This is a genomic window from Aquimarina sp. MMG015, from assembly GCF_018100855.1.
Taxonomy (GTDB): domain Bacteria; phylum Bacteroidota; class Bacteroidia; order Flavobacteriales; family Flavobacteriaceae; genus Aquimarina; species Aquimarina latercula.
Map to the genome: position 1 here is coordinate 169,973 of NZ_JAGJEB010000002.1, position 22,991 is coordinate 192,963.

Sequence of the window (22,991 nt, forward strand, 5' to 3'; positions counted from 1 at the left end):
TAAAAACTATATTTTAAAAATTGAAAAATGCTGTAATAATAGGAGCAGGTACACAAGGTCAGGTATACGCTTCGTACCTTAAAGAAGCAGGAGTTAATATTGTCGGTTTTATCGATGATAATCCTGATCTTGTAGGTAAAGATGTTATTAATATACCTGTTATTGGTAGATATAAGGATTTATTTTTAGATGAATTTAAAAATAAAATTCAAGATGTATATTGCCCTATTGGTGTAAATGCGGTAAGAGTAGAATATTTATCTACCTTAAAAAAAGAAGGGTATGGAATACCTGGTTTTTTACATCATACTGTATCTATAGCGCCAGATGTTACTATAGGAGAAGCTGTATATATGCTAGCAGGTAATATTGTGATGCCACATACAACTATTGGTAACTATATAATGATTAATATGGATAGTACTATTGCCCATCATGTAACATTAGAAGATGGAGTTTTTATGTCTTCTGGGGTTAATATAGGTGCTTTAATCAATGTAAGAAAAAATGCTTATGTAGGTATGGGAGTTACTGCTATGACTGGTGTTAAGGAAATAGGGAAAGAAACATTAATAGGGGCAGGAACAGTAATAATTAAAGATGTTCCAGAATATACGACAGTAGTTGGTAATCCAGCTCGCGTAATAAAAACAAAAAAACCATAGTTTATGGATTTTGAAACTAACCACACGGATATCACTTTTATAGGATCTGGTATCTCATCGTCATTTACTATTTTGCATTTTCTTGATCAATTAAAAACAAACCCGATTGATAAGAGAATATCGTTAACAATTATAGATAAATATCCTGAATTTTATACAGGAATACCATATGGTATAAGATCTGGATTTTCGGTCTTATTAATTACTTCTCTAAAGAATTTTTTGCCGGAACCAGAAAGAACTAAGTTTATTGCTTGGCTTAATAATAATAAAGAATGGTTGTTAGAAGAGTTTAGATTGGATGGAGGAGCGTTATCGGCAGAATGGCTTTCTACTCATAAAGACAGGCTTAAAAATAATCAATGGGAAGATTTATTTATTCCTCGACGTTTTTTTGGGAGCTATATTGATCAAAAAATTAAAAGTAACATAAAGGAAGCGCAAGAAAATAATAGTATATCTGTAGATTATATTAATTCTGAAGTAATAGACTTAGATAAAAATGGAAATGAATACACTATAATCCTCCAGGATAATAAAGAAATCGTTTCAGAAAAAGTAATTCTTTCAGTAGGTTCACTACCTACGCTGCAATTATGGAAAAATGAGGACTTAATAACAGATGATAATTTAATCTTTATCAATAACCCTTATAAGCCTTGTTTAAAGGATGTACTTACTAAGCTTGATACTTTTTTAGAAAATCAAGAAACAGAAAAAATAAATGCTTTAATCGTTGGTGCAAATGCCAGTGGATTAGAAATGTTGTATAAATTGAATGATTTAGAAAATCTAAAATCTAAAATCAACAAGTTTACATTGCTTTCAACTCAGGGATTGTCACCAGATTCTGTAGTTGATGAAGAGGGTAAAAAAAGATATTCGCCTAAAAATTTACTTTCTCTTGCTGATCAACAGAATTTAAGCGCTAAAGAAATAGCAGAAGCAACATATAAGGATTTAGATATAGCAGACGATATTCATCTGGGAGCAGCATCTACTGTGGATATTATCTCAAGTGCCTTCGGTTCATTATTACAAAAATTGAGTACAGAAGAGCTTAAAAAGTTTGCTTGTTTATATGGTAATGATATTGGCAGAAGACAACGTTGTGCGGGATATCATTATTCTAAAACTATTGATATTCTTAAGAAAGAAAATCGTTTTGAACATATTGCTGGACGATTTATAAATATAAATAAAGGTGATAATAACCAATATTCTTTAGAATATTTAGATACAAAATCAAAAACAAATAAAATCGATAGCGATCCGGTACATATTGTTTTTAATTGTATTGGTGGTACAAATTTAACGGCTTCGGACATACCCACGTTACTAAGCAAAGTTATTGCCAATAAATTATGTGTTCCAAATGAATCTAAGATTGGTTTTGACGTTAATGACGCTTTAGAAGCTTCAGATAATTTACATATTGTAGGTCCATTATTAGCAGGTAATATTTTTGATGGAAAAGCCGTATGGCATGTCGAACATTGTGGCAGAATCATATGGTTATCAAACCTGTTAGCTGGAAAATTGTATAATTATTTTAATCAAAATGTAGTGAGCAGTTAGCAAAAGAATCAATCAATAAACGAATTACTAATAAACAACTTTAGCATTGGATAAAAATTACAAAATATTAATAAAAGATCTTGATGATGGCGCAGAAGTTTCGAAGTACAAATCACTTCTTAAAAATGAATGGGATAATAATGTGTACTATTCTATAGAACATTTACGTCATTCAGAGAAAGATTCTGATGAGTTAAGATGTTTTTTGTTTGAAAAAAATGATGTTCCTATTATATTGATGCCATTTGTCTTAAGAAAGATAAAAATTGAAGGAAAGCAATATCCATACAAGGATGTAATTAGTCCTTATGGCTATAGTGGTCCACTTTATAGTGATCAGGTTACTACAGAAGATCTAGCTGAATTTTGGAAGCAAGTAGACGGCTGGTATCGTGATAATATGGTTGTAACAGAGTTTATAAGATTTAGTTTAAACGAAAATCATAAGAATTATTCAGGGTCATTAATAGAGACATTATCTAATGTAAAAGGACTATTACTAGATGATTTTGAGGATCAATGGAATGCATTTTTACCTAAAGTGAGAAATAATTATCGAAAAGCGGTAAATTATAATCTAGATTTTAAGGTGTTCCATAAGGATCAAATTACTAAAGAGATAATTACAATCTTCAATGATATTTATGTAGCTACAATGACACGGAATAATGCCGACAGTATTTACTTTTTTTCTAGTGCTTATTTTGAGGATTTGATATTATCTAATTTAGATAATTTTTCTATTGTAGTAGTGTATTACGAAGGAATACCAATTTCAGTTGAATTGATAATAAACTATAAGGATATAATTTTCGCTTTTTTAGGAGGTACTAATGCAGAATATTTTAGTTACAGACCGAATGATTTTTTAAGAGTAAAAGTTATAGAATGGGCTGTTAAAAATGGAAAAAAACATTACGTTCTAGGAGGTGGGATGAAGGATGGTGATGGTTTATATAAAAATAAGAAATCTCTTTTCCCTAAAGATGAAGATGTGGTATTCTGTACAGGAAGAAAGGTAGTAAATCAGGGGATATATGATCAACTATGTATGTCATCCGATGAAGAGTATAAGGATATTAAGAAGGAAGATCTAAAAAAATATTTTTTTCCATTTTATAGATTGAATAATAGATGAAAAAAGAAAATATAGATTATTTTTTCCAGCTTTTCGAAAAATGTTCAATACCAAAGATATTTTCAGGAATACGTTCGGGAAAAGGTGAGGAGTCTTTGGCTAACCCAGATTTTGATATTACTCTGATAGAAAAACCGAATAGTATACATTCTGTGTTTTTTGTTCCCGATTATTTAAAACCAGATTTAGATACTAAGAATTTGATCGTTAAAAAGGTTGGTCAATTTTTTAAAGGATACGCTATTTTTTTAGATGATTTTGCAAGTGCAGATGCTTATATTAAACATCGTTTTCGGAGTAATGCCAAAGGAATACGAAGAAGAATTAAGAGGTTAGAAACATGTTTTGATATTGAATATAAAACATACTATGGAGCGATAGAAAAGGAAGACTATGATCTTTTTATGGATTGCTTAGAAAAGATGTTGATTAGGAGATTTGAACAACGTAATGATGTTAGTCAGACCTTGTTAAGGTGGGATTATTACAAGAAAATGTATTTTTCATTGATAAATGAAAAAAAAGCTTCTCTATTTGTGGCGTTTGATAACAACCAACCTATCATAGTTTCTTTAAATCATCATTTTCAGAACAGATTATTTAGTGCTATATCATCATATGATATTGATTATTCTAAGTTTAGTTTAGGAAGTGTAGAAATTTATAAAAAATTAGATTGGTTGATAGAAAATGATCATAAATCCTATGAAATGGGGATGGGAGACTTGAGTTATAAGAGAGAATGGTGTAATCACATATACAATTTTGAGCATCAAATCATATACCCTAAAAGATCTATTGTGGGCTTTATTAAAGGAAACATAGAATACACTAAAGTAAAAATTAAGGAATTTGTTTTCAAAGTAGCGTATGTAAAATATAAAGAATACAAGGCAAGGAAAAAGAAAAACCCTGCTGTTCTTGCAAGAGAGTATCAAATTGCCCCTATAGAAGATGTTAATTATAATAAAGAATTAATTGTTGTCGACTATAATACTCAAGAATATAGTTGGTTAAGAAGAATGGTTTTTGATTTTTTGTATACAAGTATCGATAACGTTAAAAATGTGAAAGTTTTACGACTTTCTGAAAAAGAAAATAGTTTTCTAATAGTTGGACAGTCAAAGATGCAAAAGGTTAGTTGTTAGTTTTTTTATTCATCCAATTTGTTGATATAATCACTGATAGCCTTAGCAATTAGACCTCTTCCTTGGTTATTCCAATGTCTATCATATATTAAAGTTGTAGAAGTCGTACTTTTCTCAAAATATGTTGAAAAATCAACGTATTTAAAGTTGTTTTCTTTTAAATAGGAAAGAAAAATAGGGCTTGTTATACTCGAGTCCAAAAGCAATATAAAACGATCTTTATCGTAACCATATTCACTAATTAAACTATTAAAATTTGCTAGATACTTATCTTCTTTCTCCTTTTTGATTCGTAATAACTCATTTTTATCTAGAGGTGGTTTTTTTTGGCTGGTTTTTAGAACGTTCATTAATCGGTATACCAATCTTTGCGGTGGATCCAGGATACCTATACTTTTGCAATAAACCAATAATTTACTTTTTTTAAGAAGTTTATTCATAGGTGATTCTAAGGCTAAACGCCCTGTTACTACTGCATATTTACCTCTCGTTAGATCATTAGAAAATTTGATTCCCAAAATAACCTTATCTATTTTATCGAATTGCTCTTTATAGGCATTGATAAGATGTAACTGATCGGCAAAATCATATCCAGCATAGCCGTATTCATAAACTTCAATATTAGGTATAGAATTTTCAATTTTTTTTCCAATCGAATTGTAATAATTTTGATGAAACCCTTCAATAAAAGAATCTCCGACTAGGGCAATTTCAATTTTATTTCTAGTTGGGGTAAACTCTCTGTAGGAATTATATCCTGATTTATTTATATGGTATTCGGAGAAATTTTGTTTTCTGTTTCCTGTAACTGAAAACCCACTTTGATTGGGAACCCATTTTTCTACTTTGTATTCATCCAAAAATCGAGTTGGGGTATCCTTCGCTAGATGAAAACAGCGAACTAACAACTCCAATGATATTAATATCAGAAAAAAATAAAAAGCGCTTTTAAGAACAAGTTTTTTCATTTTACTTAGATTATTTAATGACTTTAGAATTGAAAATAAATAAAGGATCGATCTATGTTATCATCAAAGAAAAGTAGCATTCCAAGAATTACTATTGTATAGATTACAAATCGAATAATTTTTGATTTAAACTTAAATGGAGATCTTTCATCTCTCCTAATTCTAAATTCGTATATAATAAAGATTACTAAAAGTATAAAATAATCTATCATACGATAGCCTAAAGGGTGTTCATATATTTCAAAATAAAAATTAGTATATAACTGTTTTAGAAAACCAAAAGCGTCCGTAATTGATTCCGATCTAAAGAATACTCTAGAGAAGGTTACAAGAGAGAAGGTTAGAAGCATTTGGCATATTTCTTTTATTGAAGGAAACCATCTGTTTTCTGCAACTACGTTGTTCATGTATATTCTATTGCGTCCCATAAGAAAAACAGGGATGTATAAAACAGCATGAATGGTTCCCCAAACTATAAAGGTCCAATTCGCTCCGTGCCAAAAACCACTAACTAAGAAAATTATACAAATATTTCTTATAGATTTTAACTTACTAACTCTACTACCACCAAGCGGGATATATACATAATGTCTGAACCAAGTGGATAGAGATACATGCCATCTTTGCCAATACTCGGCCATGTTTCTAGAGAAGTTTGGAAACTTGAAATTTGACATTAATTCAATTCCGAATAATTTTGAAGTACCTATTGCAATATCAGAGTATCCACTAAAATCACCATATACCTGGAAACTAAATAAGGTAACTCCAAGTATAAGTGTTGAGGCTGGATAATCATGATAATTAGCAAAAATATCATCCACTATCGGAGCGATAGAATCAGCAATAACTACTTTTTTAAAGAGTCCCCAGAGAATTAATTTTAATCCTTCTTTACATTGTACGTAATTAAACGTTCTTTTTACCGTAATCTGAGACAGTAAATTGGATGCTCTTTCGATTGGACCAGCCACAAGTTGAGGGAAAAAACTAACAAACGTTGCAAAAGAAATAAAATCTTTAGTTGGACTTAATCTTTTATAATAAATGTCTAATGAATAAGACATTGTCTGGAATGTGTAGAATGATATTCCTACCGGAAGTATAATTTTTAAAGTCCAAGAACTTTGTATTTCGTATCCAAAAATAGTAACAAAATCAATCCAAGAATCGATAAAGAAATTATAATATTTAAAAAAACCTAAAAGGCAAATATTAAAAATAACACTAACCCATAACCACCTTTTTCGAAGGTGATTAGAGTCGTTTTTATGGATAAATTGACCAACGATATAATCAATAATTGTACTAGCTAAAATTAGAAACAGGAAACGCCAGTCCCACATTCCATAGAAAACATAACTAGCCATCAGAATAAAACAATTCTGAAGTTTTAAGTTTTTACTAAATAATGACCAGTAAATTATAAACACTACTGGCAAAAAGATGAAAAAATCTAAAGAATTAAATAACATGAATAATCATTAATATAAAATTCGGGGGGATTTGTTTTATTACAATTTGGTGATTTCTTTTTTTGAAGCGTGTAAATTTTATTTAATTAATTTAATAAATCAAGAATTATCTACTTTTTTTTATAATTCCATTTTTAATGGGATTATTTCTTTCGTATTTAATAACTAGGGTAGGGGAAAAACCCTGTTAAGAAACAGGCAATTTCCTCATTAGTTTGTCAAAATTTACCAGTATAATTGCATAGAATATCCAAAACAGTATAAGTAAGAAATTACTGATAAATTATTTTATAAAATTTGTTTAAAAAATGTTAAAAGTGCTGTTGTTAGGTAGTTTAGAGAATACTGAATTATTTTTTGTAAGTTTTTACGGATATTATACGTAGGAATATATAGTAATTTTCTTACGGTAAACCCCTTGTTTTAGATGTAATTACAAACTAGCTATGCTGTTAAACGCATTTTTTAAGTATTCCATCTAAAATATGAGTTTTTCTAATGATATTTAATGTAACTAAACTATTTTAGCATTGGTTAAAGCAAGTAAGAGAAAAATACAAGTTGGAAGTACTACCCCCTTCTTCCTAAAATTTTTAGAGTATTAATAAAGAAATTGATGATTACGGCATATATGTTGTAATTGTTGAGGATAAATTATTGTTCATTAATTAATGGGGAAAATTATGAATGCAGTAGAGTCCAAGAAGATATGGCTTTCTTCACCACATATGGGGGGAACGGAGCAAAGCTATGTAAAACAAGCGTTTGATACTAATTGGGTAGCCCCTTTAGGTCCAAATGTTGATGGTTTTGAAAATGACATTGAGAATTATCTCGGAGAAAGTAGTAATGTAGCAGCTCTTAGTTCGGGGACAGCAGCTCTACATTTAGGACTTAAACTTTTGGGAGTTACTTTAGGAGATGAAGTATTATGTCAGAGTATGACATTTGCCGCTTCAGCAAATCCGATAGTATATCTTGGTGCAAACCCTGTTTTTATAGATAGCGAAGAACAAACTTGGAATATTTGTCCTGAGCAACTAGAATTAGCTATAAAAGACAGAATAGCAAAAAAAGGTAAAAAGCCAAAAGCTATTATTGCAGTACATCTATATGGTATGCCATATAAAGTAGAAGCGATACATAAAATAGCTTCGAAATATAGTATTCCTGTTTTGGAAGATAGCGCAGAATCTTTAGGAAGTTCTTATCACAATGTTAAATGTGGAACCTTTGGAGATATTGCGATTCTTTCATTTAACGGGAATAAAATAATTACCACTTCTGGTGGAGGTGCATTAATAGCAAAAAAACCTGAACTTAAAAACAAAGCAATTTTTCTTGCTACACAAGCAAGAGATAATGCTCCACATTATGAACATACTGAAATCGGTCACAATTATAGAATGAGTAATATCATTGCAGGAATTGGAAGGGGACAGATGGAAGTATTGGACAAACACGTTACTAATAGACGGAGTAATTTTAATTTTTATAAAGAAAACCTAATTGATTTCGAAGAAATTAAATTTCTAGAAGAACCATCAGGTTTTTATTCTAACAGATGGCTATCCTGTATAACAACTGTTTCTTATGAAATGAGAGAAAAGTTAAGGTTAGCTTTAGCAAAAGAAAATATAGAATCCCGACCACTATGGAAACCCATGCATCTACAACCTGTTTTTGCAGATTGTGATGTCTACCTCAATGGAATTTCTGATGACCTATTTGATCGAGGACTTTGCCTACCCAGCGGGTCTAATCTTGAAGAAGAAGATTTATTTAGAATTGTATCGGTAATTAAAAAAGTATTGAGATGATTAAGGATTACATAATTAATAACTCGCATAAGCATGCATCTAAATGGCTTGTATTATCTATTGATATTGCAATAACTATTTTTAATTTCTTTTTGGCATACGTAGTTAGATTTGGTATTACATTTGATTTTGATCTAACTAATTTCATATACCAAGTTCCGGTTATGACTGTGTTAGCTGGGATTAGTTTCTTATTAATTGGATCGTATAAAGGTGTGGTAAGACATACTGGGATGAGAGATGCTTATAATCTGTTCTTAGCTGTTACCGTATTAATTTCGTTAAGCGGTGCTTTAATGGTTTCTAGTAGATTATCATTGATGCCAGAGCTTTTAAATATTCCGGTATCAATTATATGTGTGCATTATTTGTTAAATATTATTACGCTTACAACGAGTCGTTTGATATTTAAATATTGTTACTTATATGTAAAATCAAAATTAGGAGATTCTTCAAGAGTAATGATTTATGGAGCGGGTGATTCTGGTTTGATAACATTGGCTGCAATTACAAATGATTCTCATAAATCTGTAACTGTAGTTGGATTTATTGATGATAACCCACAAAAGGTTGGAAAAACAATTAATGGAATAAAAGTATATCGTTCTGAAGCAATTACTCAAAGTTATATTACAAAACATAATATTACAGAAATAGTTGTTTCAATTCCTCATATAGACAAGCATCGTTTATCTAAAATATCAGATAATTTGCTGAAGTTATCTGTAAAAGTTAAGATTATACCTGCAATAAATGATTGGATTGATGGTAAACTAAATGTTTCTCAAATAAAACAAATACAAATTGAGGATTTATTGGATAGAGCTCCGATCGCATTAGAAAATCAAAATATTAAAAGAGAACTTGATAATAAGATTGTTTTAATAACAGGTGCGGCAGGATCTATTGGTAGTGAAATCGTTAGACAGGCTTCATTTTATACATATAAACATTTGGTATTAGTTGATCAAGCAGAATCACCATTGTATGATCTTCAACAGGAATTATTAAGCAAAGGTGTTACTAATTTTACGCCAATTGTAGCTGACATAAGAGATCACCAACGTATAGAAACAATATTTGACAGGTTTAAACCGAATATGGTATTCCATGCAGCTGCATATAAACATGTGCCTTTAATGGAAAACAATCCTTGTGAGGCAATTAAAATTAATGTTTTAGGAACTAGGAAGTTAGCTGATCTTTCTTCAGAATATGGAGTAGATAAGTTTGTTTTTGTTTCTACAGATAAAGCTGTCAATCCTACAAATGTAATGGGTGCTACCAAAAGAGTGGCCGAAATGTATATCAAGTGTTTACATAGAACAAGTAAAACTAAATTTATTACCACGAGATTTGGAAATGTTTTAGGTTCTAACGGTTCAGTGATTCCTTTGTTTAAAAAACAAATTGATAAAGGAGGACCACTTACAGTAACTCATAAAGATGTTACACGTTTCTTTATGACAATTCCAGAAGCATCTCAGTTGGTAATTGAAGCGGGTACTATGGGTAATGGAGGTGAGATTTTCATCTTTGACATGGGGGAGTCTGTTAAAATATTTGATTTAGCTAAAAAAATGATCAGATTATCAGGACTTAATTATCCAAATGATATTGACATTGAAATTACTGGATTAAGACCAGGTGAAAAGTTATACGAAGAACTTTTAGCAGATACAGAAAATACGTTACCTACATATCATAAAAAAATAATGATAAGTAAGCACGATGATGAGGATTGTCCTTTAATAATGGATAAGATTGATGATTTGTGTATTATGAATTTATTTAATCAAGATCATAAAATCGTAGGAAAACTTAAAGAAATTGTTCCTGAGTTCATTTCTAAGAATTCTACTTTCGAAAGTATCGATATCGAAAACAACGAAACTAATAACAAAGTACAAAAGGTATTAGTTTAGTCTTCTTTTTAAAATAGTAGCTATAAACAAGAATATTATTATACTTTTGTTTATAGATCAAAATGCCCTAAAGAATTTAAAATATGCATTCAATCAAGTTTTTACTTTTATTAGTAGTATCATCATTTGTTTTTTCTTGCAAAACACCTACTGATGTTGTCTATTTTCAAGAATCGAAAGATTTAGAAAAAATTAAATCTACGAATTCATTTACACCAGTTTTTAAGGTGGATGACGTAGTAAGTATTTTAGTTTCTGCAACCGATATGGATGCTGCAAGACCTTTTAATTTAATGCAAGGAGCTAGTTTACCTTCTCCTTCTGGTGATAGTGCAGGATCATCTGCTGCAAGTGGAGGCGTAGAACCTACATATTTGATCGATGAAGATGGAAATATTGATTTTCCGGTATTAGGAAAATTAAAAATTTCTGGCTTAACTCGAGTTGAAATTAAGGATATGATAAAGGAGAAACTAAAAATCTATATAAAAGATCCTATAGTAAATGTTAGACTTAAAAACTTTAAAATCACTGTTATAGGTGAGGTTGGACGACCTGGTTCTTTTACAATTCCTAACGAAAGAATTACTATTATCGAAGCTATCGGTTTAGCAGGAGACCTAACTATTATGGGAAAAAGAGGTAATATTATGGTGATTCGAGAAAATGACGGAGTTAATACCTATCATAAAGTAGATCTTACTTCTAAATCTATTTTTGATTCTCCAGTTTATTATTTGGCTCAAAATGATGTGTTATATGTCGAACCTAATGACGCCAGAATAAAGAGTTCTAAAGGACAAGATAAAACAGTTGGAATTGTTTTGAGTGTAATAAGTGTAGGTTTAGCTGCATTAGCACTTATTTTAAGATAGGCAATATATGATTTCTAATAATAATTCCGATAATACTACTGATAACAGCACCTTTATAGATGCTCCTAAGTCAAGTTTCAATTTTAGAGATGAGATTTTAAAGTATGTAAAAAAATGGTATTGGTTTTTACTAAGTGTTGTTGTTTTTGGAACTTTGGCATATTTACATATACGCTATACCATACCGCAATATAATGTGTCTGGTACAATTTTAATTTCTCAGGAGGAGAGTGTTAGTGAATCAGAACTGTCAGCTTTTAAAGATCTTGGTTTACTAGATGATTCTAAGAATAAAATAGAAAATGAGATTCAGATTATAAAATCCAGAACATTGCTTACCAACGTGGTAAATAATTTGAAATTAAATGTTCAATATTTTACCAAAGGTAGGGTTCTTGAATCGGAAAATTATCCTAAATCTTTAATTGAGATTAATTTTTTATCTGCAGATTCTATAGTTCATACAAAATCAAAGAATTTTAGAGTTTTAATTAATTCGCAGACTTCTTTTTCGTTCGTAGATAAAGAAGGACAGAAATTGAGTGATCACTCTTTTGGAAAGACCATTAATACTAGTATTGGAGATATCGTAATAACTCCAAACATTGATGGGATCGAATCAAACAAAGGAAAAGTTATACATATTAAAATAACTCCGGTAAATATTGTAGCTCAGAGTTATAGAAATAAATTATCTGTTATTACAATAGGCAAAGGATCTTCAATCGTAAAATTGTCTTTAAATGATCCAGTAAAGGAAAAGGCAAAAGATATCATCAACAATTTGGTAGAGGAGTATAACAAATCTACTATTGAAAATAAGAAATTGACATCTGCTAGAACAGCTGGTTTTATTAATGAGAGATTAGATCTAATTTCTGGTGACTTGTCTGAAGTGGATGATGAAGCTGCAGGTTATAAATCTAAATTTGGGTTGACTAATGATGTGTCTGCACAAACACAAAGAGTGGCAGATATTGACTCAAGAAATTTACAAGAAATCAATAGGTTTGAAACTCAATTAAGAAAAATTGAATCAACTAGACGTTTTGTGCTTAGTCAAGATGGTAAATATGATATTTTACCTTCAACACTTGGTTTTGATGATCCTTCGATTACATCAACAGTAGCTCGTTATAACGGATTAATAAGTCAACGAAAAAGATTATTAAAATCTTCTAGTGTACAAAATCCCGTTGTAGTTAATATTGATGAGCAAATTGGTTCACTTAGACAAGGGTTAATTGCTAGTTTAAACGGTGCAAAAAACTCTATTAATATAAGTTTGAATAGTTTAAGAACTCAAGACAAGTATTTTAGTGGCCAATTGTATAATGCGCCACTAAGACAAAAGGAGTTGACTGCTATCGGAAGAGAACAAGGTATAAAAGAACAATTATATTTATATTTATTACAAAAACGAGAAGAAGCCGAGATTACAAGTCATATCACATTATCGAATGCACGTGTAATTGATAAAGCATCTACTTTGGGTTCTTACCCAGTATCACCAAATAAGAAGATGATTTATTTTGGAGCGATATTTTTTGGTTTTGCGTTGCCTTTTTTGACTATCTATTTATTAGATCTATTCAATACTAAGGTAAATTCTAGAGAAGACTTAGAAAGATCGTTATCTATGCCAATTTTAGGAGCTATACCAAAAACTAAAAGTAAGAAAAGTAAGATTGTGGTTTCTAGAAATAGCCGATCATCTATTGCAGAGGCCTTCAGAATTCTTAGGACAAATTTAGGTTTCTTAATGGCAGGTACGCATAAGGAAACGGGTAAAATTATTTTTGTTACTTCTACAATTTCTGGAGAAGGGAAGACCTTAGTTTCTTCTAATCTTGCAAAAACATTGGCAATATCAGGAAAAAAAGTGGCATATTTAGGAACTGACTTTCGTGATCCAAAGTTTCATAATTTCTTTGAATTACAAAAAGGGAAAGATACTCCTGGATTTACCAATTTTATTATGAATTTGGACATTAAACCAGAAGATGTTGTTTATGAACAAGGAGAAAATGATCCTCTTTTTGTAGTGCCTTCTGGTGTTATACCTCCTAATCCAGCGGAATTATTGATGAATGATAGAGTGAAGGAAATGTTCGATTATTTAGGAGATAATTATGATTATATAGTTGTAGATACAGCACCAGTAAGTTTGGTAACGGATACTTTATTGATTGGGCATTTTTCTGATTTAAGCATTTACATCGTAAGAGAAAATTATTCAGATAAGAGAATACTTCAAGTTCCAGAAAATTTCTATAGAGAAAAACGTCTTCCTAATATGGCCGTATTACTAAATGCAGCAGGTGATAAAGTAGGATACGGGTACGGTTATGGATATGGAGCAAAAGATTAATTAAAAGATCGATTCTTTTTCATTAATGCCGAAATTTTTTCGGCATTTTTTGGTAAAAAACCTTTTTCAAGAATCTCGAATTGATGATAATTATGAACATCAGAACCAGCAAAATCATAAAAACCTTCAGCTAGTAGTTTTAGCGATTTATTCTTAACCTTTTCTCCGTAAAATCCTGAAATAGAAAGTAAATTGAGTTGAAATAAAAATCCAGATTCCTTTAATTCAATGTATTTATCCATATGGTCTTGATAAAACGAATAACGTTCTGGATGTGCTAAAATAGGAGAGAATCCTGCTAGTTTAATTTCGAAAAGAAGTTCGTTTAAATTAATTGGTGCGCTAAAAGTTGACATTTCAACCAGTATATATTTTTCATGTAGTGGTATAATATCATTTGCTTTAATTCTTTGGTAAAATAAATCATCTAACATATATTCTGCACTAGCTTCTAGTATAATATCAAGATCTAATGTAGATAATACTCGTTTCATTTCTTGATGTTTACTTTTAATTATCTCAGAAGTATTTGGCCATACCTCTTGCATTACATGAGGTGTAGTAATAATTTTTTTTACTCCTAAATTTCTAAATTGTTCAATAATGTAAGCAGATTGGTATACAGTCTTGACTCCATCATCTATATTAGGTAATAAATGGGAGTGCATGTCTACATAACCTTGCGGAATGATTTCTTTAAGATTAATTTCTTTCTTTGATAAAAAATGCAACGTGTTCGTTCTTGTTTTGGGGTTAATTAAAGCATTATACTTTAATGTGATGCAAGTATCCCTTAATAGCTTACATCAAGTTACTTACAAAAGTAAAGATTATTAGACGTAAAAAAAACTGCCTAAGAAGTAAAACTTCTTAAACAGTTTTCGGATTATTGAAATATGCTTCTTTTTAGTGTCTTGTAATATCACCAGATCCTGAAACTTTTTTATCTTCTTTTTCAGGATTCCCTTGATAATCAATGTCTCCTGACCCTGTTACACGTGCTTTTAAATAATGAGTAGATGTTAATTTAATATCTCCAGAACCTGTCACAGATGCATCTACATTTTTAGCTTTAAGATCATATGCTCGCACATCCCCAGAACCAGTTACATTTAATTCTAGGTTTTCTGCAGAACCTTTTAGCGTTAAATCACCACTACCAGAGACAGATCCTTCTATTTCCTTAGCTTGTACTTCTAAGCCTACATCTCCTGATCCAGAAACTCTAGTTTCAAAAGATTCGGCCTTTATAGTATCTTTGGAATAAATATCTCCTGATCCAGACAAACTTACTTTCGATATATCTTTAAATGGTACCGTAATAAGTATTATTTTATTTCTACTTGGTTTTAAATAATATTCTTTTTCTACATAGATTTTTAGAACATCACCTTCTACCTCAGTGATTACGTGAGGAATTAGATTACTTTCCGCTTCAATTTTAATATTACCTTCGGTTCCAGCAACTAAAGCGACATCTAAACTACCTTTTAGTTTTACTTGATCGTAGCTTGATAAATTTCTGGTTTTGGTTACTACATTACCATTTCCTTCTATTTTTTTTCCTTTTCCCCACCATTGTGCATTTACGGATGTTATACTGCATAATGCTAAGCCTAAAATGATTGTTACTGTTCTCATAATTGATTGAATATTTGAATTAATTTTTTCTTAGTTTAACTCCACCATAACTGGTAGAAATATCAATAGAATTTCCACTGTTTTTTTCTCCGTGATATCCTCTATAATCTTTACTGGAATTATCTTTACTTTTTTTCATTGTACTAATGCTATCATCAAGATTAATTCCTCCGTAGGAAGTTTTTATAACAAAATCAAAACTTAGAGTAGAGTCATACCCAATACTTACACCAGTATAATCGGTTCTAATATTGACATTGTTTGTTGTTGATTCTAAGTTTTTAATATCAATTGATCCGTAGTCAGAGTTGATATTTACACTGTTACTTATGTTTCCAATATTAGTATCTAGGTAATCACCATTTCCTTTAAAAATTCCTGCTTTTTCCACTTTTAAACTACCATAATCACAGTTATAATTAAGCTCTTTGACCGCTTTTATTTTTGATTTGGTATAGTCTGCATTAAGTAGAACCTCATCTCCCATATCTAAAATAAAATCTGAGTAATCAGCATTAATTTTTCCACTTTTCATATATTTTATTGTACTGTTGTGAGTGTAATCTATACTTATATAGTTTTCATTTCCAAGTAATTCGCCCACAATGATCTGACCATAATCACAGCTTATTTTAGCATTCCCTTTTGTCTTATCAAGAGTTATACTTCCATAATCGTTATTTAGATCTACACTGTTTGTAATTGGTACTTTTACCGTATAATTAATTTCTAGCTTTAGGTTATTTCCACCCCAACTATCTGAGAATTTAGACCACCATGATTTACTATCTTTGTTAAATGTAGTTCTTGCACTTACCATTTGTGAAGATGCTTCAAAATCTACGCCAATACTTTCAAGTTTTTCTATTACTTTTTCTTCATCATTTCCATTAACTTTTATATTAATTTCCATTACGATTTTATCCTGATCCCAAGAAGTTATATCTAGATTTCCATAATCGTTGCTTATTTTTAATAAAGCATTACTGCTTACAGAAAATTCTTTCTTCATAGATTTCTCTTTTGTATATTTTCCTTTCTTTCTAATATCTCCATTTGCTAGAGAAATGGCCGGTATAAGAAGTAGTAAGTATATTAATTTATAGTATATTGGTTTCATTTTCATTTAATTTTATTTTGTTGATGTTGTCAATTTTTTCTAATACTTTTTCTAGTAAAGTTGCTCTTTTCTGAAAGTTTTTAATCATCGCGCTGATTACTCTTTTATCATTACCACTTTCTACTAGATCTTTTTTTAGATGTTCATAACTAGATTCTAATTTTTCTAATTGTTTCATTGCATCCGCAACTAGTTCCGTTGTTTCTACAGATGAGTTTTTATCGATTTCTTCTAATTGGTTTTTGATCGCAACTGTAAAGAAATTTTGAGTATCCTCCATTTGTGGAGAAACACTGGCTAAATCAGCTTTTTCATTAGTATTAAATATAGGAGCTATCGATATAGTACCTATTAATATTGCTATAGAAGCTGCAATAGCTAATGGTTTTATCCAATTTATCTTTTTAGATGTAAGAGGAATAACTTTGTTTTGCTCCTGTAATTTCTTTAAAAAATGTACTTTATGATCAGCTGATGGTTCAAATACATCAAGTTGATTTTCCAAGCGTTCAAATAACTTATCTATTTCATCTTCCTTTTTCATGTAACTATTAATTTTTTACGTAAACTTTCTTTCGCGCGAGAAATCAGTGTACGGCAATTAGAATATGATATATTTAATATTCCACAAATCTCTTCATAATCATAACCTTCTATCAAGTGCAATGATAATGCGGTACTATAGCTTTCTTTTAATTCTTTTAAAGTATTTAAAACTGTATTAGCTTTAACACTAGTCAAATCTTCTCTTACAATCCCTTCTGTTTCATCTGTAAGTGCATATTCAATGGTTTCTAAAGGGACCTCACCATAAATATTTCGCTTACGAGATATTGTAAGACTAGAATTAACAACTATCTTTTTTAACCAAGCTCCAAATACCTTGTTGTCTTCTAACATTGACAGTTTGGTAAATGCTGTTAAGAAAGCTTCTTGCATCACATCTTCAGCTTCTGCAGAATTTTTTATAATTCTATAAGCTGTGTTATACATAGCTTTATAGTATCTGTTATAAATTTCCATCTGCGCACTCTGATCTTGCTTACGGCACCTTTCTATCAGTTGCTCAGTATTTAGTTTGGTTAGTGTCAAAAATTTCAGTTTACTTTATATAAAGATATGGATAGATCCTTTTTGTTACAGTTTTAAAAATATTTTTTTGAAGTTTATGGCATAACAATTGACTTATCTAAGTAGAATCAGGTACAAATGCCTTATTTTGCAACTGTTATCGATTCTAAAATTAGATTTAATAAACTTTTAAAGAATGTCATTTTGATTAGATGACAAAATGACTTTGTATATATACTTATGACGAAATCCAAATTAACAACTCTTGACAGTTTGTCATTTCAAGGAATAAATGAAGATGCAGAATTAATACCTTTAATGACACCTGAAGATGAAGAGGAAATCGATAAAGAAGAACTTCCGGAAACGCTTCCTATATTACCATTGAGAAATACTGTTTTATTTCCAGGAGTAGTGATTCCCATTACTGCTGGTCGTGATAAATCAATTAAGCTTCTTAATGAAGCAAATAATGGAAATAAAACGATTGGAGTAGTTTCTCAAAAAGAAGAAGACGTAGAAAACCCTACTTCTAAGGATATAAATAAAATTGGAGTAGTAGCTAGAATCTTAAGAGTTCTTAAGATGCCTGATGGAAATACAACTGTTATTTTACAGGGTAAGAAAAGGTTTAAGATAGATGAGATCTTAGAAGAAGAACCATATATTAAAGCAAGAGTATTAGAAGTTCCAGAAACTAGACCTGCTAAAGAAAATCAGGAATTTAATACGATTATTGACTCTATAAAAGAATTGGCTTTAGAAATTATAAAGGAAAGTCCTAATATTCCTTCGGAAGCATCTTTTGCGATTAAAAATATTGAAAGTAATTCATTTTTGATAAATTTTGTTTCTTCAAATCTAAATTTACCAGTTGATGAAAAGCAAAAAATATTAGAAATTGATAGTATTAAGGATAGAGCTTTAGCAACGTTGAAGTATATGAATTTAGAGTTTCAGAAATTGGAACTAAGAAATGATATACAAAATAAGGTTCAGCATGATATGAGCCAGCAACAACGAGAGTATTTTCTTCATCAACAGATGAAAACGATTCAGGAGGAACTAGGTGGTGTGTCTCATGAAGATGAGTTAGAGGAAATGCAGGTTAGAAGTAAGGATAAGAAATGGGATGAAAATGTAAAGAAACATTTTGACAAAGAATTGTCTAAGATGCGTCGTATGAATCCGCAAGTAGCCGAATATTCTATTCAACGTAATTATTTAGATCTATTTTTAGATTTACCATGGAATGAATTTAGTAAAGATAAATTTGATCTAAAACGCGCCAAGAAAATCCTTGATCGTGATCATTACGGTTTAGACGAAGTAAAAAAGCGTATCATAGAATATTTAGCAGTACTAAAGCTGCGTAATGATATGAAATCACCGATACTATGTTTGTACGGTCCTCCGGGAGTTGGTAAGACATCATTAGGGAAGTCTATTGCCGAAGCATTAGGTAGAGAATATGTACGTATATCACTAGGTGGATTGCGAGATGAAGCAGAAATTAGAGGACATAGAAAGACATATATAGGTGCGATGCCTGGTCGTATTATTCAAAGCCTTAAAAAAGCAGGAACAAGTAATCCAGTTTTTGTTTTAGATGAGATAGATAAACTTTCTGTAGGAAACCAAGGAGATCCTTCTTCTGCTTTATTAGAAGTGCTTGATCCTGAGCAAAACTCTGAATTTCATGATAATTTCTTAGAAATGGGATTTGATCTTTCCAAAGTGATGTTTATTGCTACTTCCAATAGCCTTAATACAATTCAGCCAGCTCTAAGAGATCGTATGGAGATCATTAATGTTACAGGATATACGATAGAAGAAAAAGTTGAAATTGCAAAACAACATTTATTACCAAAACAATTGGTTGAACACGGATTGGATAAATCTCATTTAAAAATAGGAAAGGTACAATTAGAGAAGATCGTAGAAGGATATACAAGAGAATCTGGTGTTCGTGGATTGGAAAAGCAAATTGCTAAAATGGTGCGGTTCGCTGCTAAAAATATAGCAATGGAAGAGACTTATAATATAAAGGTAAGTAATGATGATGTTGTAGAGGTTTTAGGAGTTCCTAGATTAGAACGTGATAAATATGAAAATAATGAAGTAGCAGGTGTTGTTACAGGATTGGCTTGGACTAGTGTAGGTGGTGATATTTTATTTATAGAATCGATTCTTTCCAAAGGAAAAGGAAGCTTAACAATTACTGGTAATTTAGGAAAAGTAATGAAGGAATCTGCAACTATTGCTATGGAGTATATAAAAGCTAATGCGGATGTTTTAGGAATTAATCAAGATATTTTTAGCAACTACAATGTTCATATTCATGTTCCGGAAGGAGCTACTCCTAAAGATGGTCCTAGTGCTGGAATTACGATGCTTACGTCATTAGTGTCATTATTTACCCAAAGAAAGGTCAAAAAGAGTATTGCTATGACAGGTGAGATAACACTAAGAGGTAAGGTATTACCTGTTGGTGGAATTAAGGAAAAAATCTTGGCAGCAAAAAGAGCTCATATCAAAGAAATATTGTTGTGTGAGGATAATAAAAGAGATATTGATGAAATTAAAGCAGAGTATCTCAAAGGATTAAAATTCCATTACGTTAAAGAAATGAGTGAAGTTTTGGAATTAGCATTAACCAAGAGTAAGGTTAAGAATGCTAAAAAATTGTAATTTTTAATATTTATTAATAATGAGACATATTTTTTCGTAAAAAAAAATATGGACTTTAGGTATTGATTTTACTGGATTATTTTAATTTTCAGATGTTTAAAATAAAAATAATAAAAAAAAAGTGTAACAAAATTTAGTCATGCTCGTCATATAGATGTAAACAGTAGAGAAGTCAACAAGATCTATTATTAGATAAAAAAGTTGAATGTATACTTAAAGGGGATTAATCCTGATACATCTTGGGATTGATGCTTTTTAGAAAAAGTATTTAAATTTAACTTACAATCAAAAAGCGAGATTTACTTTACTAAATAATTACAAGTTCGAACAATATTTTTTTGAGCGTTTATCCTGATACTCCTTGGGATAAGCGCTTTTCTAATTTTGTAAAGTAAATAAGACTATTTTAGTTTACTTTTTTTGAGGTTTACACGCAACCGTAAGTTGTATAAATGTTTTACTTTTAATATGTAAACCAGACTTTATTTTTTTAATTCATGTTTTTGTCAACCAACATATATATTACACATGGAAATCTCTTAAAACCCGAAGTTAGAATGTCACACCTATAATAGTCTAAAATGGCGATTCCTCAATAGGTTCATTAGCTAGAAAAGTTTTGGTTAAAACGGGATTGTTTCCAGATACAATCCCGTTTTTATATATTATAGTTCCTGTATACTAAAAAATATTACTATTCTTGCATATGATGAATATTGTCCCGCAAATCAACACTCAAAGATTAGCAATAAAACTTAAACCCTCTGCAGAAAAAATGGTGAAAAGAGGACACCCTTGGGTTTTTGAAAATAGTATTATTAAACAAAGTAATAAAGGAAATGCTGGAGATTTAGCTATTATATATGACAGCAAAAAGAATACTATTATTGCAATTGGATTGTATGATCCATATTCTCCAATTAGAATTAAAATAATTCAGTTTAAGAAAGCAGCTCAAATAAATGAAGAATGGTTTGGTCATAGAATTTTACAAGCTTATAGTATTAGAAAAGAGTTATTAGAAACAAAGACAAATAGTTATCGATTAATATTTGGTGAGAATGATCAAATGCCAGGTTTTATTGCAGATGTGTATGATACCGTTTTAGTTATAAAATTGTATTCTCATATTTGGTTTCCATATATTAATTGGGTGCTACCTTGTTTAATAGAAAATACAGAATGTAAAACTGTTGTAATGAGACTAAGCAGATCATTACAAACTAGAGGTGATACATATAATTTAAAGGACGGGGATGTAATTTTTGGAGATTTGGAGAATGAGGTAGTAGTGTTCGAAGAACATGGAGTTTTGTTTTCGGCGAATGTAATTAAAGGTCATAAAACTGGATATTTTTTAGATCATAGACATAATAGAAAGAGAGTCGGTGATCTTGCTAATGGAAAAACAGTATTGGATGTGTTTTCTTATGCAGGAGGATTTTCTGTTCATGCATTGGCTGGGAATGCTAAAGAAGTTGTGAGTCTTGATATAAGTAGACAGGCTCTAGAAATGGCAAAAGATAATGCTTCTTTAAACAAGCATTCGGGAGACCATAATATAATGGTTATAGATGCTTTCGAAGGGTTGCAAAATCTTATAAGCGATAACAGAAAATTTGATATCGTTGTTATTGATCCTCCATCTTTTGCTAAGAGAGAAAGTGAAATTTCTAAGGCAAAGAATAGTTATGCTAGATTAGCTAGGCTAGGAGCTCAGTTGGTTGGTGAAAAGGGAATTTTAGTTTTAGCCTCTTGTTCTTCTAGGGTAAGATCAGAGGACTTTTTTAATATATGTGATGAAAACATATCTCAAAGTGGAAGAAATTTTAGTGTGTTGGAAAAAACATATCACGATATAGATCACCCAATAACATTTGAAGAAGGAGCGTATTTAAAGTGTGTGTATTATAAAATGAGTTAATGTAAATGATCAATTTCTGAACCAGGTTGAAGCATATTAATGTTACGTATGAAATGCTTCAACCAAATTTAGGTTCAGTTATTGTTTTCTTATCAGTGCTTTCCAAAAACATGTACTTTTGCTCGATTTTTAGATAAATTTTTGGTGTCATAGAAAAAAGTGATATCCCTTATAATTCGTTTGTTACCTTTTAAATCAATAATTCTAGTCGCACCTCCTTTTTTGAAATTCTTTTTTACTTGAATTACTTGCTTTTCTCCATTTCCATATTGTACAACTATTCGATGCATATTTATAGAACCATTGGTTACTTTTACTTTTAGTTTTTTAAATGCACCATCTTTTGCTGTTACTTTAATAACATCTCTATCAATTTTATAATTTACTGTTCTAGATCCTAAATGTTCCCATTTTATTTTAACGGTAGTAAAGCTGCTTCCTACTAAAAATAATACCATTAAAAATGGTACGATTAGTTTTTGTCTTTTTTTATTTTTCATAATTTAATGTTTTAGTGTTTAGTAGTAAGACCATGCTAATCAATAAAGGTTTAATTATAATTTTAAAAAAAATAGGTTACA

General features: G+C 30.4%; 18 protein-coding genes. 10 read left to right on the top strand and 8 right to left on the bottom strand.

What is annotated here, in order from left to right; genetic code table 11:
* Positions 1-20: 20 nt before the first annotated feature.
* From J8L88_RS04050 to J8L88_RS04065, 4 genes are read left to right on the top strand one after another with little or no spacing between them, the layout of a single operon-like run.
* Positions 21-665: a NeuD/PglB/VioB family sugar acetyltransferase gene (locus J8L88_RS04050; protein WP_027391609.1), complete on the top strand. Its 645-nt coding sequence runs from the start codon at positions 21-23 to the stop codon at positions 663-665.
* Between the two features lie 3 nt (positions 666-668).
* Positions 669-2,243: an FAD/NAD(P)-binding protein gene (locus J8L88_RS04055; RefSeq protein WP_211060027.1), complete on the top strand. Its 1,575-nt coding sequence runs from the start codon at positions 669-671 to the stop codon at positions 2,241-2,243.
* Between the two features lie 46 nt (positions 2,244-2,289).
* On the top strand, positions 2,290-3,381 hold the full coding sequence (locus J8L88_RS04060) for a GNAT family N-acetyltransferase (protein ID WP_211060028.1): 1,092 nt from the start codon (positions 2,290-2,292) through the stop codon (positions 3,379-3,381).
* Positions 3,378-4,529, top strand: coding sequence for a GNAT family N-acetyltransferase (locus J8L88_RS04065; protein ID WP_211060029.1), 1,152 nt, complete (start codon positions 3,378-3,380; stop codon positions 4,527-4,529). Before J8L88_RS04060 ends, J8L88_RS04065 begins: the two co-directional genes overlap by 4 nt.
* A 5-nt stretch (positions 4,530-4,534) precedes the next feature.
* Here the strand turns inward: J8L88_RS04065 and J8L88_RS04070 are convergent, their stop codons facing one another.
* Both J8L88_RS04070 and J8L88_RS04075 read right to left on the bottom strand, forming a co-directional pair.
* Positions 4,535-5,497, bottom strand: coding sequence for a hypothetical protein (locus tag J8L88_RS04070; protein ID WP_211060030.1), 963 nt, complete (start codon positions 5,495-5,497; stop codon positions 4,535-4,537).
* Positions 5,498-5,520: 23 nt separating this feature from the next.
* A complete protein-coding gene (locus tag J8L88_RS04075; protein WP_342667679.1) occupies positions 5,521-6,867 on the bottom strand; it encodes an MBOAT family O-acyltransferase in 1,347 nt (448 codons plus the stop codon).
* Positions 6,868-7,655: 788 nt separating this feature from the next.
* On the opposite strand from J8L88_RS04075, the gene J8L88_RS04080 reads away from it, so the two are divergent.
* The 4 genes from J8L88_RS04080 to J8L88_RS04095 all read left to right on the top strand — a co-directional run bounded on the left by J8L88_RS04080 (position 7,656) and on the right by J8L88_RS04095 (position 13,963).
* Entirely contained in the window at positions 7,656-8,792 is a 1,137-nt protein-coding gene (locus tag J8L88_RS04080; protein WP_027391603.1) for a DegT/DnrJ/EryC1/StrS aminotransferase family protein, read from the top strand.
* The gene (locus tag J8L88_RS04085) at positions 8,789-10,717 is read left to right on the top strand and encodes a nucleoside-diphosphate sugar epimerase/dehydratase (protein WP_027391602.1); all 1,929 of its coding nucleotides are present in this window, start codon (positions 8,789-8,791) and stop codon (positions 10,715-10,717) included. Before J8L88_RS04080 ends, J8L88_RS04085 begins: the two co-directional genes overlap by 4 nt.
* Before the next feature lie 83 nt (positions 10,718-10,800).
* Positions 10,801-11,592, top strand: coding sequence for a polysaccharide biosynthesis/export family protein (locus J8L88_RS04090; protein ID WP_118386101.1), 792 nt, complete (start codon positions 10,801-10,803; stop codon positions 11,590-11,592).
* A gap of 7 nt (positions 11,593-11,599) precedes the next feature.
* Positions 11,600-13,963, top strand: coding sequence for a tyrosine-protein kinase (locus J8L88_RS04095; RefSeq protein WP_081415533.1), 2,364 nt, complete (start codon positions 11,600-11,602; stop codon positions 13,961-13,963).
* On the opposite strand, the gene J8L88_RS04100 is transcribed toward J8L88_RS04095, so the two are convergent.
* From J8L88_RS04100 to J8L88_RS04120, 5 genes are all read right to left on the bottom strand, one after another.
* Positions 13,960-14,694 (bottom strand): tyrosine-protein phosphatase, encoded by a 735-nt coding sequence (locus tag J8L88_RS04100; RefSeq protein WP_035084180.1) that lies wholly within the window; start codon positions 14,692-14,694, stop codon positions 13,960-13,962. The two genes, J8L88_RS04095 and J8L88_RS04100, sit on opposite strands and share 4 nt — an antisense overlap.
* Positions 14,695-14,869: 175 nt before the next feature.
* A complete protein-coding gene (locus J8L88_RS04105; RefSeq protein WP_118386105.1) occupies positions 14,870-15,604 on the bottom strand; it encodes a head GIN domain-containing protein in 735 nt (244 codons plus the stop codon).
* Between the two features lie 19 nt (positions 15,605-15,623).
* Positions 15,624-16,724, bottom strand: coding sequence for a hypothetical protein (locus J8L88_RS04110; protein WP_118389870.1), 1,101 nt, complete (start codon positions 16,722-16,724; stop codon positions 15,624-15,626).
* A complete protein-coding gene (locus J8L88_RS04115) occupies positions 16,705-17,268 on the bottom strand; it encodes a hypothetical protein (protein ID WP_211060031.1) in 564 nt (187 codons plus the stop codon). The genes J8L88_RS04110 and J8L88_RS04115 overlap by 20 nt, the downstream gene beginning before the upstream one ends.
* Positions 17,265-17,816, bottom strand: coding sequence for an RNA polymerase sigma factor (locus J8L88_RS04120; protein WP_211060032.1), 552 nt, complete (start codon positions 17,814-17,816; stop codon positions 17,265-17,267). The genes J8L88_RS04115 and J8L88_RS04120 overlap by 4 nt, the downstream gene beginning before the upstream one ends.
* Before the next feature lie 219 nt (positions 17,817-18,035).
* Between J8L88_RS04120 and lon the strand changes: the two genes are divergently transcribed.
* Positions 18,036-20,486: an endopeptidase La gene (lon, locus tag J8L88_RS04125; RefSeq protein ID WP_118386111.1), complete on the top strand. Its 2,451-nt coding sequence runs from the start codon at positions 18,036-18,038 to the stop codon at positions 20,484-20,486.
* A 706-nt stretch (positions 20,487-21,192) separates the two neighbouring features.
* Complete coding sequence (locus J8L88_RS04130; protein ID WP_369899381.1) at positions 21,193-22,410, top strand: class I SAM-dependent rRNA methyltransferase; 1,218 nt, start codon at positions 21,193-21,195, stop codon at positions 22,408-22,410.
* 92 nt (positions 22,411-22,502) lie between these two features.
* Here the strand turns inward: J8L88_RS04130 and J8L88_RS04135 are convergent, their stop codons facing one another.
* Positions 22,503-22,910, bottom strand: a complete 408-nt coding sequence (locus J8L88_RS04135; protein ID WP_051335944.1) for a DUF2541 family protein — start codon at positions 22,908-22,910, stop codon at positions 22,503-22,505.
* Positions 22,911-22,991: the final 81 nt, after the last annotated feature.

What these genes read in the sequence shown, in the direction of transcription:
- J8L88_RS04055 (WP_211060027.1), top strand. Translation starts at nt 669, where the DNA reads ATGGATTTTGAAACTAACCACACGGATATCACTTTTATAGGATCTGGT.
- J8L88_RS04065 (WP_211060029.1), top strand. Translation starts at nt 3,378, where the DNA reads ATGAAAAAAGAAAATATAGATTATTTTTTCCAGCTTTTCGAAAAATGT.
- J8L88_RS04070 (WP_211060030.1), bottom strand. Translation starts at nt 5,497, where the DNA reads ATGAAAAAACTTGTTCTTAAAAGCGCTTTTTATTTTTTTCTGATATTA.
- J8L88_RS04075 (WP_342667679.1), bottom strand. Translation starts at nt 6,867, where the DNA reads ATGGCTAGTTATGTTTTCTATGGAATGTGGGACTGGCGTTTCCTGTTT.
- J8L88_RS04080 (WP_027391603.1), top strand. Translation starts at nt 7,656, where the DNA reads ATGAATGCAGTAGAGTCCAAGAAGATATGGCTTTCTTCACCACATATG.
- J8L88_RS04085 (WP_027391602.1), top strand. Translation starts at nt 8,789, where the DNA reads ATGATTAAGGATTACATAATTAATAACTCGCATAAGCATGCATCTAAA.
- J8L88_RS04090 (WP_118386101.1), top strand. Translation starts at nt 10,801, where the DNA reads ATGCATTCAATCAAGTTTTTACTTTTATTAGTAGTATCATCATTTGTT.
- J8L88_RS04095 (WP_081415533.1), top strand. Translation starts at nt 11,600, where the DNA reads ATGATTTCTAATAATAATTCCGATAATACTACTGATAACAGCACCTTT.
- J8L88_RS04105 (WP_118386105.1), bottom strand. Translation starts at nt 15,604, where the DNA reads ATGAGAACAGTAACAATCATTTTAGGCTTAGCATTATGCAGTATAACA.
- J8L88_RS04110 (WP_118389870.1), bottom strand. Translation starts at nt 16,724, where the DNA reads ATGAAACCAATATACTATAAATTAATATACTTACTACTTCTTATACCG.
- J8L88_RS04115 (WP_211060031.1), bottom strand. Translation starts at nt 17,268, where the DNA reads ATGAAAAAGGAAGATGAAATAGATAAGTTATTTGAACGCTTGGAAAAT.
- lon (WP_118386111.1), top strand. Translation starts at nt 18,036, where the DNA reads ATGACGAAATCCAAATTAACAACTCTTGACAGTTTGTCATTTCAAGGA.
- J8L88_RS04130 (WP_369899381.1), top strand. Translation starts at nt 21,193, where the DNA reads ATGATGAATATTGTCCCGCAAATCAACACTCAAAGATTAGCAATAAAA.
- J8L88_RS04135 (WP_051335944.1), bottom strand. Translation starts at nt 22,910, where the DNA reads ATGAAAAATAAAAAAAGACAAAAACTAATCGTACCATTTTTAATGGTA.